Origin of the sequence: Pseudomonas sp. Leaf127 (assembly GCF_001423155.1) — a bacterium.
Lineage (GTDB): Bacteria > Pseudomonadota > Gammaproteobacteria > Pseudomonadales > Pseudomonadaceae > Aquipseudomonas > Aquipseudomonas ovata.
In genome coordinates, this window is record NZ_LMOA01000020.1 from 435888 (window position 1) to 448340 (window position 12453).

Here is a 12453-nt window from a genome sequence, read left to right on the forward strand (position 1 = left end):
TTATGCAGGCGTACAAAACGCCTTGGGCAAACTGTCGCGATCATAGCGGGGTGTCACCACGCCATTAAAGATTAAAACAGTATTTCCTTATGCCGAATCGTTCTGCTTGGCAAACAAGGCATTGCCGCATCGTGAACAGAACGCCGCCCCGTGCTCATGGTGCTTCTTGGCGCACACCGGGCAATCATGCTTGAGCTGCTCGCCGCGCATGGCATTGGCCAGCTCGGCGGTAAAGATCCCGGTGGGCACGGCAATGATCGAATAACCGATAATCATCACCACCGAAGACACCATCTGGCCCAGCGGCGTCTTGGGCACGATATCGCCGAAGCCCACGGTGGTCAGGGTGACGATGGCCCAGTAGATGCCCTTGGGAATGCTGGTAAAGCCGTTCTGCGGGCCTTCGATCACATACATCAGCGTGCCGAACACCGTAACCAGGGTCGAGACGCTGACCAGGAAAACGATGATCTTCTGTTTGCTGCCCTGCAGCGCGGCCAGCAGGTAATGCGCCTGGCGCAGGTAAGTGCCCAGCTTGAGCACCCGGAAGATGCGCAGCATGCGGATGATGCGCACGATCAGCAGGTACTGCGCATCACTGTAGTAAATCGCCAGGACGCCGGGCACGATGGCCAGCAGGTCGACCAGCCCATAGAAGCTGAACGCATACTTGAGCGGGCGCGGCGAACAGTACAGGCGCAGCAGGTACTCGACGGCAAACACCAGGGTGAAACCCCACTCGATCCAGGCCAGGAACGTGGCGTAATCGCGATGAATGCTCTGGATGCTGTCGATGATCGTGACCAGCAGGCTGAGCAAAATGACCACCAGCAAGGTTTGGTCAAAGCGTCGCCCGGCCGGCGTATCGGTCTGGAAAATCACGGTGTGCAGCCGCTCGCGGCGGCTTGTGGCGGTGGTCATGGAGGTGCTCGACGGAAAGATCGGCCGATGCTGGGGCAAAGCAGGCGGGGGTGCAAGGGTGGCAATTCTATAAGGCTTGGGCACCGTGCTATCGCGTATCCGCTTCAAAGGTTCGGTACATCCACCGTCGGAGCGAGCGTCAGATCGCGAATACTCAGTATCAGCCACTGAAGATGACGGCTTTGCCGCAGCCTTTGAACCTACTTCTCCCACCCCCCACCCAATGCCAGGAACAGATCGATCTGCCCCATCGCCACCTGCGTATTGGCCGCCGCCAGTTGCGCGCGCATGTCGGTGTAGGTGCGTGTGGCCTGCAGGTCTGCGAGAAACGACGCACGTCCCGCCTGGTAGAAGCGGTGGGTCTGGTCGGCGGCTTCACGGGCCGATTGTTCGGCGTCCTTGAGCGCATCGCGGCGTTCGAGCAGGGCGGTGTACTGGGCCATGCCGGTCTGGGTTTCGCGGATGGCGTTGAGCACCACCGCATCGAAACGCGCCAGTGCCGCCTGGGCCGAGGCTTCGGCCTGGTGGATGCGGGCGCGGCTGCCGTTGCTGGGCACGGTCCAACTGATCAGCGGGCCGAAACTCCAGCGGTTGGTGGCCGGCTTGCCCAGATTATCGATGATGCCGATGGTGGCCACCGAAGCGCCGATGCTGATGTCCGGGTACAACTCGCCGGTGGCCACGCCGATCCGGGCGGTGGCCATGGCCAGGTGGCGTTCGGCCTGGCGGATGTCGGGACGGCGCTTGAGCAGGGTGGCGCCGTCGCCCACCGGAATGACCTGCGCCACATGCGGCAACTCATGGCAATCGCCGACGCCGGCCGGCAGTTGCGCCACAGGCTTGGCTAAGAGCATCGACAGGCGAAACAGCGCGGCCTGGCGCAAGGCCTGGTAGCGTGGCAGTTCGGCGCGCAGCGACTTGAACTGGGTCTGCGAGCGAGTGACCTGGGTTTCGTCGCCGCGCCCGGCATCGCGCAGGCGCTGGCTGAGGGTCACGCTCTGCTGTTGCAGGTCGAGCGACTCATGGGCAATCGCCAGTTCTTCATTGGCGGCGCACACCTGGGTGTAGGCGCGCACCACGTCAGCCACCACGGTGATGCGCGCGGTGTCGGCCGCCGCCTGGGTGGCGTCGACATTGGCCTGGGCCGCTTCGATGCCGCGCTGCAAGGTGCCGAACAGGTCGAACTGGTACGAGGTGGTCAGGCCGATATCGCCGACATTGGCCACCGGCACCTTGTCGGCGAGCAAAAACGCTTCGCCCGACTCCTGCAAGCGCTGCGCACCGGCCTTGGCACTGCTGGTAAAGCCCCCGGCGGCCTCGGCCTCGGCGGTCTGGAAGCGTGAGCGTTGCAGGTTGGCAGCGGCAATGCGCAGGTCGGTATTGCTGGCCAGCGCCTGGCGCACCAGTTCATCCAGTTGCGGGTCCTGGTACAGCCGCCACCAGTGCGCCGGCACCGGGGCGGACACCACATTGCCCGAACCGGCCAGCGGGCCTTGCAGGTCAGGACGGTTGATCGCGGCTTCGGCCGGTTGCTGGTAGTCGGGGCCGACGGTCTGGCAGGCCGAAAGCAGGGCGGTCAGGCCCAGCACCAACAGCCGTGTAGCAGGCTTGATCACTGCGCACTCCTTACACGGCTGTCATCAACGATCGACACCGTGGCGGTGCGCCCGGCAATCATGCGGAAATCGGCAGGCACTTCATCAAAGGCGATGCGCACCGGGATGCGTTGTGCCAGGCGCACCCAACTGAACGCCGGGTTGACGTTGGGCAGCAGATTGGCGCCGCTGCTGCGGTCGCGGTCTTCGATGGCAGCCACGATGCTGACCACATGGCCGCTCAGCCGGGCATTGTCGCCGACCACCCGGATGTCCACGGGCGAGCCGATGTGGATGGCGCCCAGCTTGGTTTCTTCAAAATAACCGTCAATGTGGTACGAGGCGGCATCGACCACCGACAGCACCGGACGGCCAGCGGTGACGAACTCATGCGGGCGCGGTGCACGGTCGTTGAGGTGGCCGTCCACCGGGCTCTTGATCACCGAGCGGTCCAGGTTCAACTGGGCGGCGTCCACCGCGACCCTGGCCTCGTTGAGTGCCGACAGGGCACGGGCCTCGCGGGACTGGCTTTCTTCGAGCTGCTCACGCGCCACCAGGTTGCCCAGGCCACGGTTGCGCTTGCTCTCGCGGCGCGCCTGCTCCCAGGTTTCCTGGCGTTCGGCCACTGTGGCCTGGGCCTGGCGCAGGGCCAGGCGGAAGCGGTCCTGGTCGATGGTGAACAGCACCTGGCCTTTGTGCACCTTCTGGTTGTCGGTCACCTCGACCTGCTGGATCAGCCCGGAAACGTCCGGGGCGATCTGCACGATGTCGGCGCGAATGTGCCCGTCACGGGTCCAGGGGGCGTACATGTAGTACATCACCATGCGCCAGACGACGACGGCGGCCAGCACCACCGCCAGCAGGGTCAGGACCACGCGGCCCAGGGTCAGGATCGGCTTTTTCATATCATCAGGTATCGACTAAAAGTGTCTACGGCGCCCAGCAACAGGGCGTACAGAGCGGTATTGAACAAAGCCCGGTGCCAGACCAGGCGATAGAAGCCGGTGCGTGACAGCACGGCATGCAGGCCCAGAAACAGCAGCCAGGCGATGCCCATCACGGCCAGAAACGTGGGGATAAAGATCCCGCTGATGTCCAGTTCGCCAATCATGACGGCGCTCCATCCAGGCCTTGCGGCGGTTGTTCGATCAGCTCGCCATCCCGGCTGACGATCTCGACGCCTGGCAACAGCGCCAGGCGCAGGCCGCTCAAGGCGTGCAGCAGGTGCAGGCGCGCAGGCTCTTCACCCATGGCCTGGGCGTTCAGCGTGCGGCGGGTGCGGTCCAGGGTCAGCAGCAGGCCGGTGGGCGCCGGCAGGCGCACACCGGCCTTCAGGCAGGCGCGGAAATAATCGCCGACCTGTGCCACCACCTGGCGCAGTGCCGGCTGGCAAGGCACCGCACTGCGCGGAATCCAGGCCAGCAGGTCGAGCAGGTTCAGCGCCACACGCACTTCACGCAGCGCCACACTGGTGTCCTGGGCGGTCTGGGTCAGGCGCGGCAGTTGCTGCATCAGCCGGTCGAGCATCAACACGCCCTGGCGTCGGTGTTCGGCCAGGCTGGCCGTTTCACTGAGGCTGGCAATGTCGCGCCAGCTGAAGCGGGTCATGCGCCGCGCCGCCAGCTCGACCCCGAACGGGCGCATGATCAGCGTCCAGACAAAAGCAAACAGCAGCCCCGCAGGCCCGGCCAGGTTGGCATTGATGAAATTCAGAAAGTCAGCGTCGTAGGCGCCCTGGATGCTGATGAATGACGAGGTGTTGACGATGGTCAGCAAGGTGCCAAGGAAGAACTTCGGCTGCACGGTCAGGGTGCCGACGCAGATGAACGGCACGGCAAAGGCCAGCACCAGCATGGCAAAGTCGTGCAGGTTGGGCAGCACCACGAACAGGTACAGGCTGGCGAACACCACCGACAACAGCGTCCAGAAAAAGAACCGGTAGATCTGCGGCGCCGGGTCGTCCATGGCGGCAAAGAAGCTGCACGCCACGGCCGCCAGTATCACCGCGCTGGCGCCGTCGTGCCAGCCGGTAAGGATCCACAGCCCACAGGCAACGATGATCGCCAGGACCGTGGTGGCCACCGAATACAGCATCAACCCGCGGTCCAGGAACGGCGACAACCGCCCCAGCCGCCAGTGCCGGTACACCGCCTGCCAGGGCGTGGCATCGTCGCGGTCGATGGCCTGTTGCAGGGTGCGGCAGTCGAGCCACAGGTCGATCCACTCACCCAGGCGATACAAGGCGTTGGACAACAACAGGTCGTCGCGCTGATCCAGTCGGGCCGCGTCCGGCTGCAACTGCTCAAGGGCCTGGTGCAAACGCTGCCAGTGCGCGCGTTGCGGGTCCTGGGCGGTGCTGGCCAGCCACTGGCGCGTGTCGTCCAGCAATGGCACAAGGCTCGCCCACAAGGTCGGGCTGCGCCGCTCCAGCGCCCAGAGCGCATCGTCCAGGGCGTCGATGACCGGCAACAAGTGGATCATGCGCCCGCGCAGTTCCCGGGCATGGCGCACGGTCTGTTTGCGGGCGCCTTCGTGGCTGAGCTGGCCGATCATCATTTCCAGGCTGTTGAAGCCGCCGACCATGGCATTGCGCAGCCCGGCAATTTCCTCACTCTTGATGTCCCGCGCCAGAAAGCGCTCGCTGTAGGTGCAGGCTTCGGTAAACCATTTGTTGACCGCGCCCTGGAATACCGGGGCCAGGCGCCGGGGCCAGAACATCGCACCGACCACCGAGGCGCACAGGATGCCCAGGAAAATCTCTTCGCTGCGCGACACCGCCAGTTCGAACACGGCCTGTGGGTTGTCCACCGCCGGCAGGGCGATCATCGGCATGGTGTAGCCGGCCAGCATCAGCGCGTAATTGTTGGCGGTGCGCAGGTGCAGTGACAGAAACAGCAGGCTGCCAGTCCACAACGCTACCACCACCGCCAGCAGCAGCGGGGTCTGCACGAAGATCGGCACCAGCAGCACCGCTGCACTGGCCCCGGCCAGGGTGCCGAGCACGCGGTAGAGCGCCTTGGAGCTGGTGGCGCCGACAAACGGGCTGGAGACGATGTACACCGTGGCCATGGCCCAGTAGGGCCGGGGCATTTCCATGATCAGGGCGATGTACAGCGCCAGCATCGAGGCGCCGAAGGTGCGCACCCCGTAGAACCAGTCGCGGCCCGGCGGAAAGCCGGCAAAGAATTGCCTGGCGTCGAAGCCTTTCACAGCACCCCCGCCTCGGGCAAAGCCGCATCGTTGAAGGCCTGCAGAACTCGCAAGGTCGCATCAAGGTCAGCCGGGGCAATGCCCTTGAGCACCTCGGTGCGCAGCCGGCTCAATTCGACCTCGATCGAGGCGGCCAGGTCACGGCCCTTGTCGGTCAGGCACAGGGCCTTGGCGCGGCGGTCGTTGGGGTCTTCGGCGCGGCAGACCAGGCCGGCCTTGCACAGTTGATCGAGCAGGCGCACCAGGGTCGGGCTTTCCATGCCGGCCGCATGCGCCACCTTGACCTGGTTGATGCCATCGCCCAGTCGCGCAATGGCCAGCAACGGGCCGGCGCAGGCTTCGCTGATGCCATAGCTCGACAAGGTGGTGTGGCACAGACGCCGCCAGTGACGCGAGGCGGCGACCAGCCCGCTGCTGATCGCCCGGTGCCGGGTCTGGGGGGTCATAAGGTCATTCATAAGTCATTAGGAGAGAAACTGTTAGCTGGGATATTAGTAGCTTGCTAACTATTAGCATGGTGTAACAATACGTTTCAGTCAAATGAAAATTTGTCGAGTGAGTGGCGTCAGGTCGCTGCGCTGTTGGCAAAAAACGCCTGTGCGGCCTCGACAAAGCGTTGGTTGGCCAGCGACAGGTACTCCTGTCGACGCCAGCACAAGCCAAAGCTCAAGACCTGCGGCGGGTCGAACGGCACACCGATCAGCTCCGGCTCGTGTTGCAGCACCGAGCGCAACAGGGTGCACATGCCCATGCCGTCTCGGGTCAGGCGGGTGACCAGCGACACGAAATTGCTTTCCAGTGCGATCCGGTAGCTGACCTGATCGGCCGCGCAAAAAGCATCAAGCACATGGCGCTGCAAGAACGTCTGGTCGAACACCAGCATATCGACCGCCTGCAATTGCCGAGCGCGCAGGCTGGTTTCGGTGGCCAAGGGGTGGGCCGGGCTCATGCATAGCAGCATCTCGTCCTGGCCCAGCGCCACACGGTCCCATTCCGGCTCGATGCGGCGTTGCTCCAGCAGCGCCACATCAATGCGGCGGGTGCGCAAGCGCTGGCCGATGTCCTCGGCGCTGCCCTCGACGACATGCATGGCAATGCCGGGATGGCGCGCCCGAAAGTGCGCGAGCAACTCCGGGATATGGCGCAGGCCATACATCGGCGGGATGCCGACCCGGATCTCGCCGCTGTCCAGGTGCGTCATGTCCTTGAGCGCCTGGCGCGCGCCGTCCAGCGCCACCAGGCTGGCCGCCACCCGGTCCAGAAACAACTGGCCCTCGGCGGTGACGGTGACCTGGCGGGCGGCACGATTGAACAATTGCACGCCCAGTTCTTCTTCGAGCCGGCCCACAGCCATGCTCAACGCCGGTTGCGCGACATGCAGGCTGTGCGCGGCCTGAGTGAAACTGCCCAGCCGGGCCACGGCCACGCAATAGGTCAATGCCTTGAGGTTCATGCTGTGGCTCGCAACAAAAAGTGATGGAAGCTATCACAAATGGATATTTTTTGTGATGAGGTGCATGCGGCACGATGTCGTCCACACCGAACCCTCACGAGACCCCCGACATGCACGCACCGCGCATTTTCCTGATTCACGCCACGCCGTTGTCCATCGCGCCGATCAACGCCGCCTTTGACCGGTTGTGGCCGCAAGCCGAACGCGTCAACCTGCTGGAAGACTCGCTGCCACGCGACCTCAAGGCCGCCGGCGGCCTGACCCCGGCCCTGCACCAGCGCTTCCTGGCCCTGACCGACTATGCCGTCAGTGCTGGCGCCGAGGCGATTCTGTTCACTTGCTCGGCGTTTGGCGAAGCCATTGATGCCTGCAAACAGGCGGTGAAGATTCCCGTGCTCAAGCCCAACGAAGCGATGATCGAGGAGGCCTTGGCGCAAGGCTCACGGTTGGCCTTGCTGGCGACGTTCGAGCTGGCACTGGTGTCGATGCAGGCAGAATTCCGGGCAGTTGCGCAGCAGGCGGGCAAGGCACTTGAGCTGCAATTGCACGCGGTTGAAGGCGCCATGCAGTTATTGGCTGATGGAGATGAGACCGGCCACGACCGGCGCATTGTCGACAAGGCCGGTGCGCTAGACGGGGTCGAGCTGATCTGCCTGGCGCAGTTTTCCATGAGCGGCGCCGCCGATCAGGTACGCCAGGCCACCGGCCTGCCGGTGCTGACCACGCCTGACAGCGCAGTGCTCAAGTTGCGCCGGCAGTTGCAGGCCTGACCAGGCAGGCCCCCTGGCGCGCATCAAACAGGGGACGTGGGGGAGGGCGCTTGCTCGCGATCAGCCGCGCAGCCGGTCGCGGCTGAAGCCGCCCCTGCGCACCGGCCGACAGTGCAGGGCGGCGACGATCAGTTCAGGCCCAGTTTGCCGCGCAGGGTCGACAGGTCTTCGGCGAGGGTGTTGACCGGGCCGATCAGGGCCTTGCGGTCGTTTTCCTTGACCTTGTCGTAGGTCATGAAGCCGCCATCGGCGGTCTTGTACTTGGCCAGGATGGTGTCGACCGTGGCGAAATTCTTGTCGACCTTGGCCATGAACGCCTTGTCCTGCTGCTCGACCTGGCCACGGAACAGGTCGACAATTTTCTTGGCGCCGTCGACGTTGCCCTGGAAGTCATACAGGTCGGTGTGGCTGTAGCGGTCTTCTTCACCGGAGATCTTGGTCGCCGCGACTTCTTCGAGCAATACGGCGGCGCCACCGACGACTTTTTCCGGCGGGAAGGTCAGCCCGGCGATGCGGGTCTGCAGGTCCTTGACGTCGGCGTTGAGCTTGTCGGCAATCGCACCCTGGTCCTTGGTGGTGTTCTTTTCGAACAGCGCATGTTCCAGGCGGTGGAAGCCGGTGAAGTCTTCAGCGTCGACCCCTTGCTCGTGGTCATCGACCCGCGAGTCGATCGAGGCGTCCAGGTCGCTGAACAGCTCGGCGATCGGCTCGACACGCTCGTAGAACACCCGCGTTGGCGCATACAGCTTCTTGGCCGTGGCGATGTCGCCCTTTTTCACTGCATCGGTGAACTGCTGGGTGTGGCTGACCAGATCGTCGATATTTTCGGTCACGTAGATCTTGTAGTCCGACACCGGGCCCACCAGGTCCAGTGGAGCTGGGGCGGCAAAGGCCGACAGCGGGGCGCTCAGGGCGAACAGCAAGGCAAACGGGGTCTTTTTCATGTTCATTGCACTCTTGCGGTTGAGGTTCAGGCCGATGGTGAGGAGGACGCCGCCAGCAGCGAACGACCGATGAAGTCCTGGTCGTTGGTCACCCCTGGCAAGGTGAAGAAATAACCGCCGCCGACCGGCTTGAGGTATTCCTCCAGCGGTTCGCCGTTAAGGCGGGTCTGCACGGTGATGAAGCCTTTTTCCAGGTCGGCCTGGTAACAGATGAACAGCAGGCCCATGTCCAGCTGGCCGTTCTTGTTCACGCCGTTGGAATAGTTGAACGGCCGGCGCAGGATCAGGTTTTTCTGGCTTTCAGGTGTGCGCGGGTTGGCCAGGCGGATGTGCGAGTCCATGAAGGTCTTCTTGCCGTGCGGGTCGGCGGCGTAATTGGGCACGTCGGCTTCCACCTGACCGTCCATCGGCGCGCCGCTGGCCTTCTTGCGGCCGAAGATCGACTCCTGCTCCTGCAACGGCGTGCGGTCCCAGCGCTCGACAAAGTTACGGATGATGCGCACTGCCTGGTAGCTGCCGTTGGCCGCCCAGGCCGGTTCGTCGCTGCCGGACTGAACCCAGACCAGTTCGTTCATGACCTTCTGGTCGTTGGAGTCGGGGTTGGCCGAGCCGTCGCGAAAGCCCAGGAAGTTACGTGCGCTTTCTGCCGGCTGGCCGGGCTTTTTCGGCGCCTGGGCCGGCACCGTGCCTTCCTGTTTCCAGCGCACCAGCAGCAGATCCGGCAGGTTTTTAACGATGTCGCGCAGGGCGTGAATATTGCTGTCCGGGGTGTTGGAACAGAACTGGATGCTCAGGTCGCCGTGGCAACTGGCGGCGTCCAGCGCGTCGTTGGGGAAACCGACCATGCGGCTCAGGCGCTTGGGCTTGACTGCCGCCAGGCCGAAGCGCTCGTCGAACAACGACTCGCCCACCGACACGGTGATGGTCAGGTTGTCCGGCGTCACCACCGGGCCCAGGATGCCGGAGTCCAGCGGCGGCAGCTTGGGGTCGATGTCGGCCACCGGGCCGCCGGTCATCAGAAACGCAATGCGCTCGTTGAGGGTGCGAAACAGTCGCTCCAGGTCGGCACGGTCAGCGGCCAGCACGTCGAAGGCCACCAGCATGCCGGCGGCCGGGCGCGGGTTGACGATGCCGCTCTGGTGCACGCCATGAAACGGATTGCTGTCCTGGGTCTTTTCGCTGTTGGGCGCTTCGGTGACCTTGGCGGGCGCGGCGGCCAGGGCCTGGCCTGCCAGGCTGCTGCCGGCCAGGGCGGCACCGGCCGCACCGAGGCCCATCAGCACACGGCGGCGTTGCAGCGAATCGGGGGCATTGTTGGCGTCTGGGTTACTCATCGGGGACTCCATAACTTACAGGCTCGACAGGCCCAGGGCCGGGTCGACTTCGTGCAGGGTGTCGGCCAGGGCCTTGGCCCGGTCGGCGATTTGCTGGCGCGCGGCGTCATCGACCTGATCGTAAGGGCGGTAGCCGGTCTCGGTTTTCAGGCCGTTCAGGGTCTCGTCCAGCGCTGCGCTGGCGGCATCCAGGCGTTGCTGCAACTGGGCGTGGTTGCGCTCCAGCAGTGGGCGCAGCAGGTCGATGACTTTGCGCGCGCCTTCAAGGTTGCCGGCAAAGCCGTTGAGGTCGGTGTGGCTGTAGCGCTCCTCTTCACCCTTGCTGCGGTTCTGCGCCAGGCTCAGCAGGTTGCGCATTACGATGCCGGTCAGTTGCTCGGGCGCGATGTTTTGTGCGAGCAGTTCCTGCTTGAGGCGGGTGACGTCGGCATTGAGCTTTTGCGCCACCGGGGCCAGCCCCTGGACACTGTTTTGGGCGAACAGGCCATGCTCGAGGCGGTGGAAGCCGCCAAAGCCCGGGTCCTGCTCGCGTTTTTCGAAGTAATCGGCCCGGGCATTGATGGCGTTGTCCAGCTCGGCCAGGCGCTGGGCGGCCGGGGCGATGCGCTGGTAGGCGCTGCGGGCCGGCAGGTACGCGGCCTTGGCGGCGGCCAGGTCACCGGCGTCGATGGCCTGTTGCAGGGCGGTAACCGCCTTGATCAACTGCGTGCCTTGCTGGCTCAGGTACACCCGGTATTCCGACAGCGGGCCGATGAACGCCGTCATCGACGGGCGTGCCTTGGCCAGGGCGTCGGACTCGGCGGTCGGAGTCACATGTAAGGTGCCACGCGGGTTGCTCAGCAGCCCGCAGGTGATGGCGTAGTCGCCGGGCATCAGGTTGGCGTTGATCACCTGGCTCATGCCGGGGGTGATGTTTTCGCGCTCTTCGATCACCAGCACGCCGTCCAGAATTTCCCATTCCACCGCGCGGTCGGACTGGTTGACGATGCGAAAGCTGTTCTTGCCGGCCGGCACCGTCAGCGCATTGGGTTCGCAACTGCGCGGGTGAATGTTGATCACGGTCTCGTCGCCGGTATTGGCGGCACGCTTGTGCGCCGCCATCTTTGAGGCGTAATAGAACATCCCGCCGGCGGCGATCATCAGTACCACGGAGCCGGCCACCGCCAGACGCAGGACACGGGGAGACCAGGCTTTCTCGGAAAGCCCGGAAGGTGAATTGGACATGGGTTCCCCTCGGGACTATTGATTCATGGCGGACGGGCGCGCAGGTTGCGCCTGTTCGCGGTAAGGCAGAAAGAACAGCACCAGCGCGCCGACCAGGTAGATCAGCCAGGCACCCAGCACGCTGACGGTCGGGGCATCCTGGTAACCGAACATGCCGGCCAGCACCGAACCGGTCGGACCGTCCATCGGCAGGGTGGCGCTGATGTCGAACACCACCTCCTGCAAGTGATTCCAGACCCCGGCCTCGTGCAGCGAGCGCACCGAGTTACCCAGGATGCCGGCGGCCACCACCAGGATGAACAGCCCGGTCCAGCGGAAAAACAGGCCCAGGTTCAGGCGCAGGCTGCCGCGGTACAGGGCAATGCCGAAGGCGGCCGAGAGCATCAGGCCCAGCAGGGCGCCGAGCGGCGCGCTGGCGTCGCTGCTCTGCTGGAACACGGCGAGCAGGAAAAACACGGTTTCCAGGCCCTCGCGGGCCACGGCAAAAAACACCATTGCGATCAGCGCCCAGGTCTGATTACGCGAACCGCCCAGGGCGCTGTCCAGTGACTGGTGCAGTTCAGTCTTGATCGAGCGGCCGACCTTGCGCATCCAGAACACCATGGAGCTGAGAATGCCAACGGCCAGCAGGCCGACCAGGCCTTCGAACAGCTCTTGCTGTTTTTGCGGGAACTCGGCGCTCATCAGCTCCAGGCCGCCGCCGACGAACAGCGCCAGGGCGCAGGCCAGGAACACACCGATCCACACCGCCGGCATCCACTGGCCGCGACCGGTCTGTTTGAGGTAGCTGGCAATGATGCCAACGATAAGCGCGGCTTCGATGCCTTCGCGCAACATGATCAGGAAAGGAACGAGCATTGTTCACCGGGAATGACTGCGGACGCATGAAAGGTTCAGTGTGTTGCAACTGAAACAATGCGTAACATAATGATAGTCATTCCCGAATAAGATCTAGTTGTTTTTGCGGGAAAGGCGAATTTCTTGCGATCGTTCAGGCAAGGT

12 protein-coding genes are annotated in these 12453 nt (G+C 64.1%); 1 reads left to right on the forward strand and 11 read right to left on the reverse strand.

The annotated features are described in order from the left end of the window. Nucleotides 1-87 precede the first annotated feature (87 nt). The 7 genes from ASF84_RS12655 to ASF84_RS12685 form a co-directional block, all read right to left on the reverse strand. Nucleotides 88-921: an ion transporter gene (locus ASF84_RS12655; protein WP_056838788.1), complete on the reverse strand. Its 834-nt coding sequence runs from the start codon at nt 919-921 to the stop codon at nt 88-90. Between the two features lie 200 nt (nt 922-1121). Further along, complete coding sequence (locus ASF84_RS12660; RefSeq protein ID WP_056839083.1) at nt 1122-2534, reverse strand: efflux transporter outer membrane subunit; 1413 nt, start codon at nt 2532-2534, stop codon at nt 1122-1124. Then, nucleotides 2534-3421, reverse strand: coding sequence for an efflux RND transporter periplasmic adaptor subunit (locus ASF84_RS12665; RefSeq protein WP_056838790.1), 888 nt, complete (start codon nt 3419-3421; stop codon nt 2534-2536). Before ASF84_RS12665 ends, ASF84_RS12660 begins: the two co-directional genes overlap by 1 nt. Further along, nucleotides 3418-3627, reverse strand: a complete 210-nt coding sequence (locus ASF84_RS12670) for a DUF1656 domain-containing protein (protein WP_056838792.1) — start codon at nt 3625-3627, stop codon at nt 3418-3420. The genes ASF84_RS12665 and ASF84_RS12670 overlap by 4 nt, the downstream gene beginning before the upstream one ends. Beyond that, nucleotides 3624-5726 carry an FUSC family protein gene (locus ASF84_RS12675; RefSeq protein ID WP_056838795.1) on the reverse strand — a complete coding sequence of 701 codons (2103 nt, stop codon included), beginning with the start codon at nt 5724-5726 and terminating at the stop codon, nt 3624-3626. The genes ASF84_RS12670 and ASF84_RS12675 overlap by 4 nt, the downstream gene beginning before the upstream one ends. Next, on the reverse strand, nt 5723-6172 hold the full coding sequence (locus ASF84_RS12680) for a MarR family winged helix-turn-helix transcriptional regulator (RefSeq protein WP_056838797.1): 450 nt from the start codon (nt 6170-6172) through the stop codon (nt 5723-5725). Before ASF84_RS12680 ends, ASF84_RS12675 begins: the two co-directional genes overlap by 4 nt. A gap of 119 nt (nt 6173-6291) precedes the next feature. Then, nucleotides 6292-7179: a LysR family transcriptional regulator gene (locus ASF84_RS12685; RefSeq protein WP_056838799.1), complete on the reverse strand. Its 888-nt coding sequence runs from the start codon at nt 7177-7179 to the stop codon at nt 6292-6294. 74 nt (nt 7180-7253) lie between these two features. On the opposite strand from ASF84_RS12685, the gene ASF84_RS12690 reads away from it, so the two are divergent. Next, a complete protein-coding gene (locus ASF84_RS12690) occupies nt 7254-7949 on the forward strand; it encodes an aspartate/glutamate racemase family protein (RefSeq protein WP_236709416.1) in 696 nt (231 codons plus the stop codon). A 128-nt stretch (nt 7950-8077) separates the two neighbouring features. Here ASF84_RS12690 and efeO (ASF84_RS12695) read toward each other — a convergent pair whose 3' ends face one another. The 4 genes from efeO (ASF84_RS12695) to efeU are packed head-to-tail and all read right to left on the reverse strand — an operon-like array spanning nt 8078 to nt 12309. Further along, complete coding sequence (efeO, locus tag ASF84_RS12695; RefSeq protein WP_056839085.1) at nt 8078-8893, reverse strand: iron uptake system protein EfeO; 816 nt, start codon at nt 8891-8893, stop codon at nt 8078-8080. Between the two features lie 26 nt (nt 8894-8919). Further along, nucleotides 8920-10239 carry an iron uptake transporter deferrochelatase/peroxidase subunit gene (efeB, locus tag ASF84_RS12700; protein ID WP_056838803.1) on the reverse strand — a complete coding sequence of 440 codons (1320 nt, stop codon included), beginning with the start codon at nt 10237-10239 and terminating at the stop codon, nt 8920-8922. Between the two features lie 3 nt (nt 10240-10242). Further along, nucleotides 10243-11451, reverse strand: coding sequence for an iron uptake system protein EfeO (gene efeO / locus ASF84_RS12705; protein ID WP_056838805.1), 1209 nt, complete (start codon nt 11449-11451; stop codon nt 10243-10245). Between the two features lie 15 nt (nt 11452-11466). Continuing rightward, entirely contained in the window at nt 11467-12309 is an 843-nt protein-coding gene (gene efeU, locus ASF84_RS12710; RefSeq protein WP_056838807.1) for an iron uptake transporter permease EfeU, read from the reverse strand. Nucleotides 12310-12453: the final 144 nt, after the last annotated feature.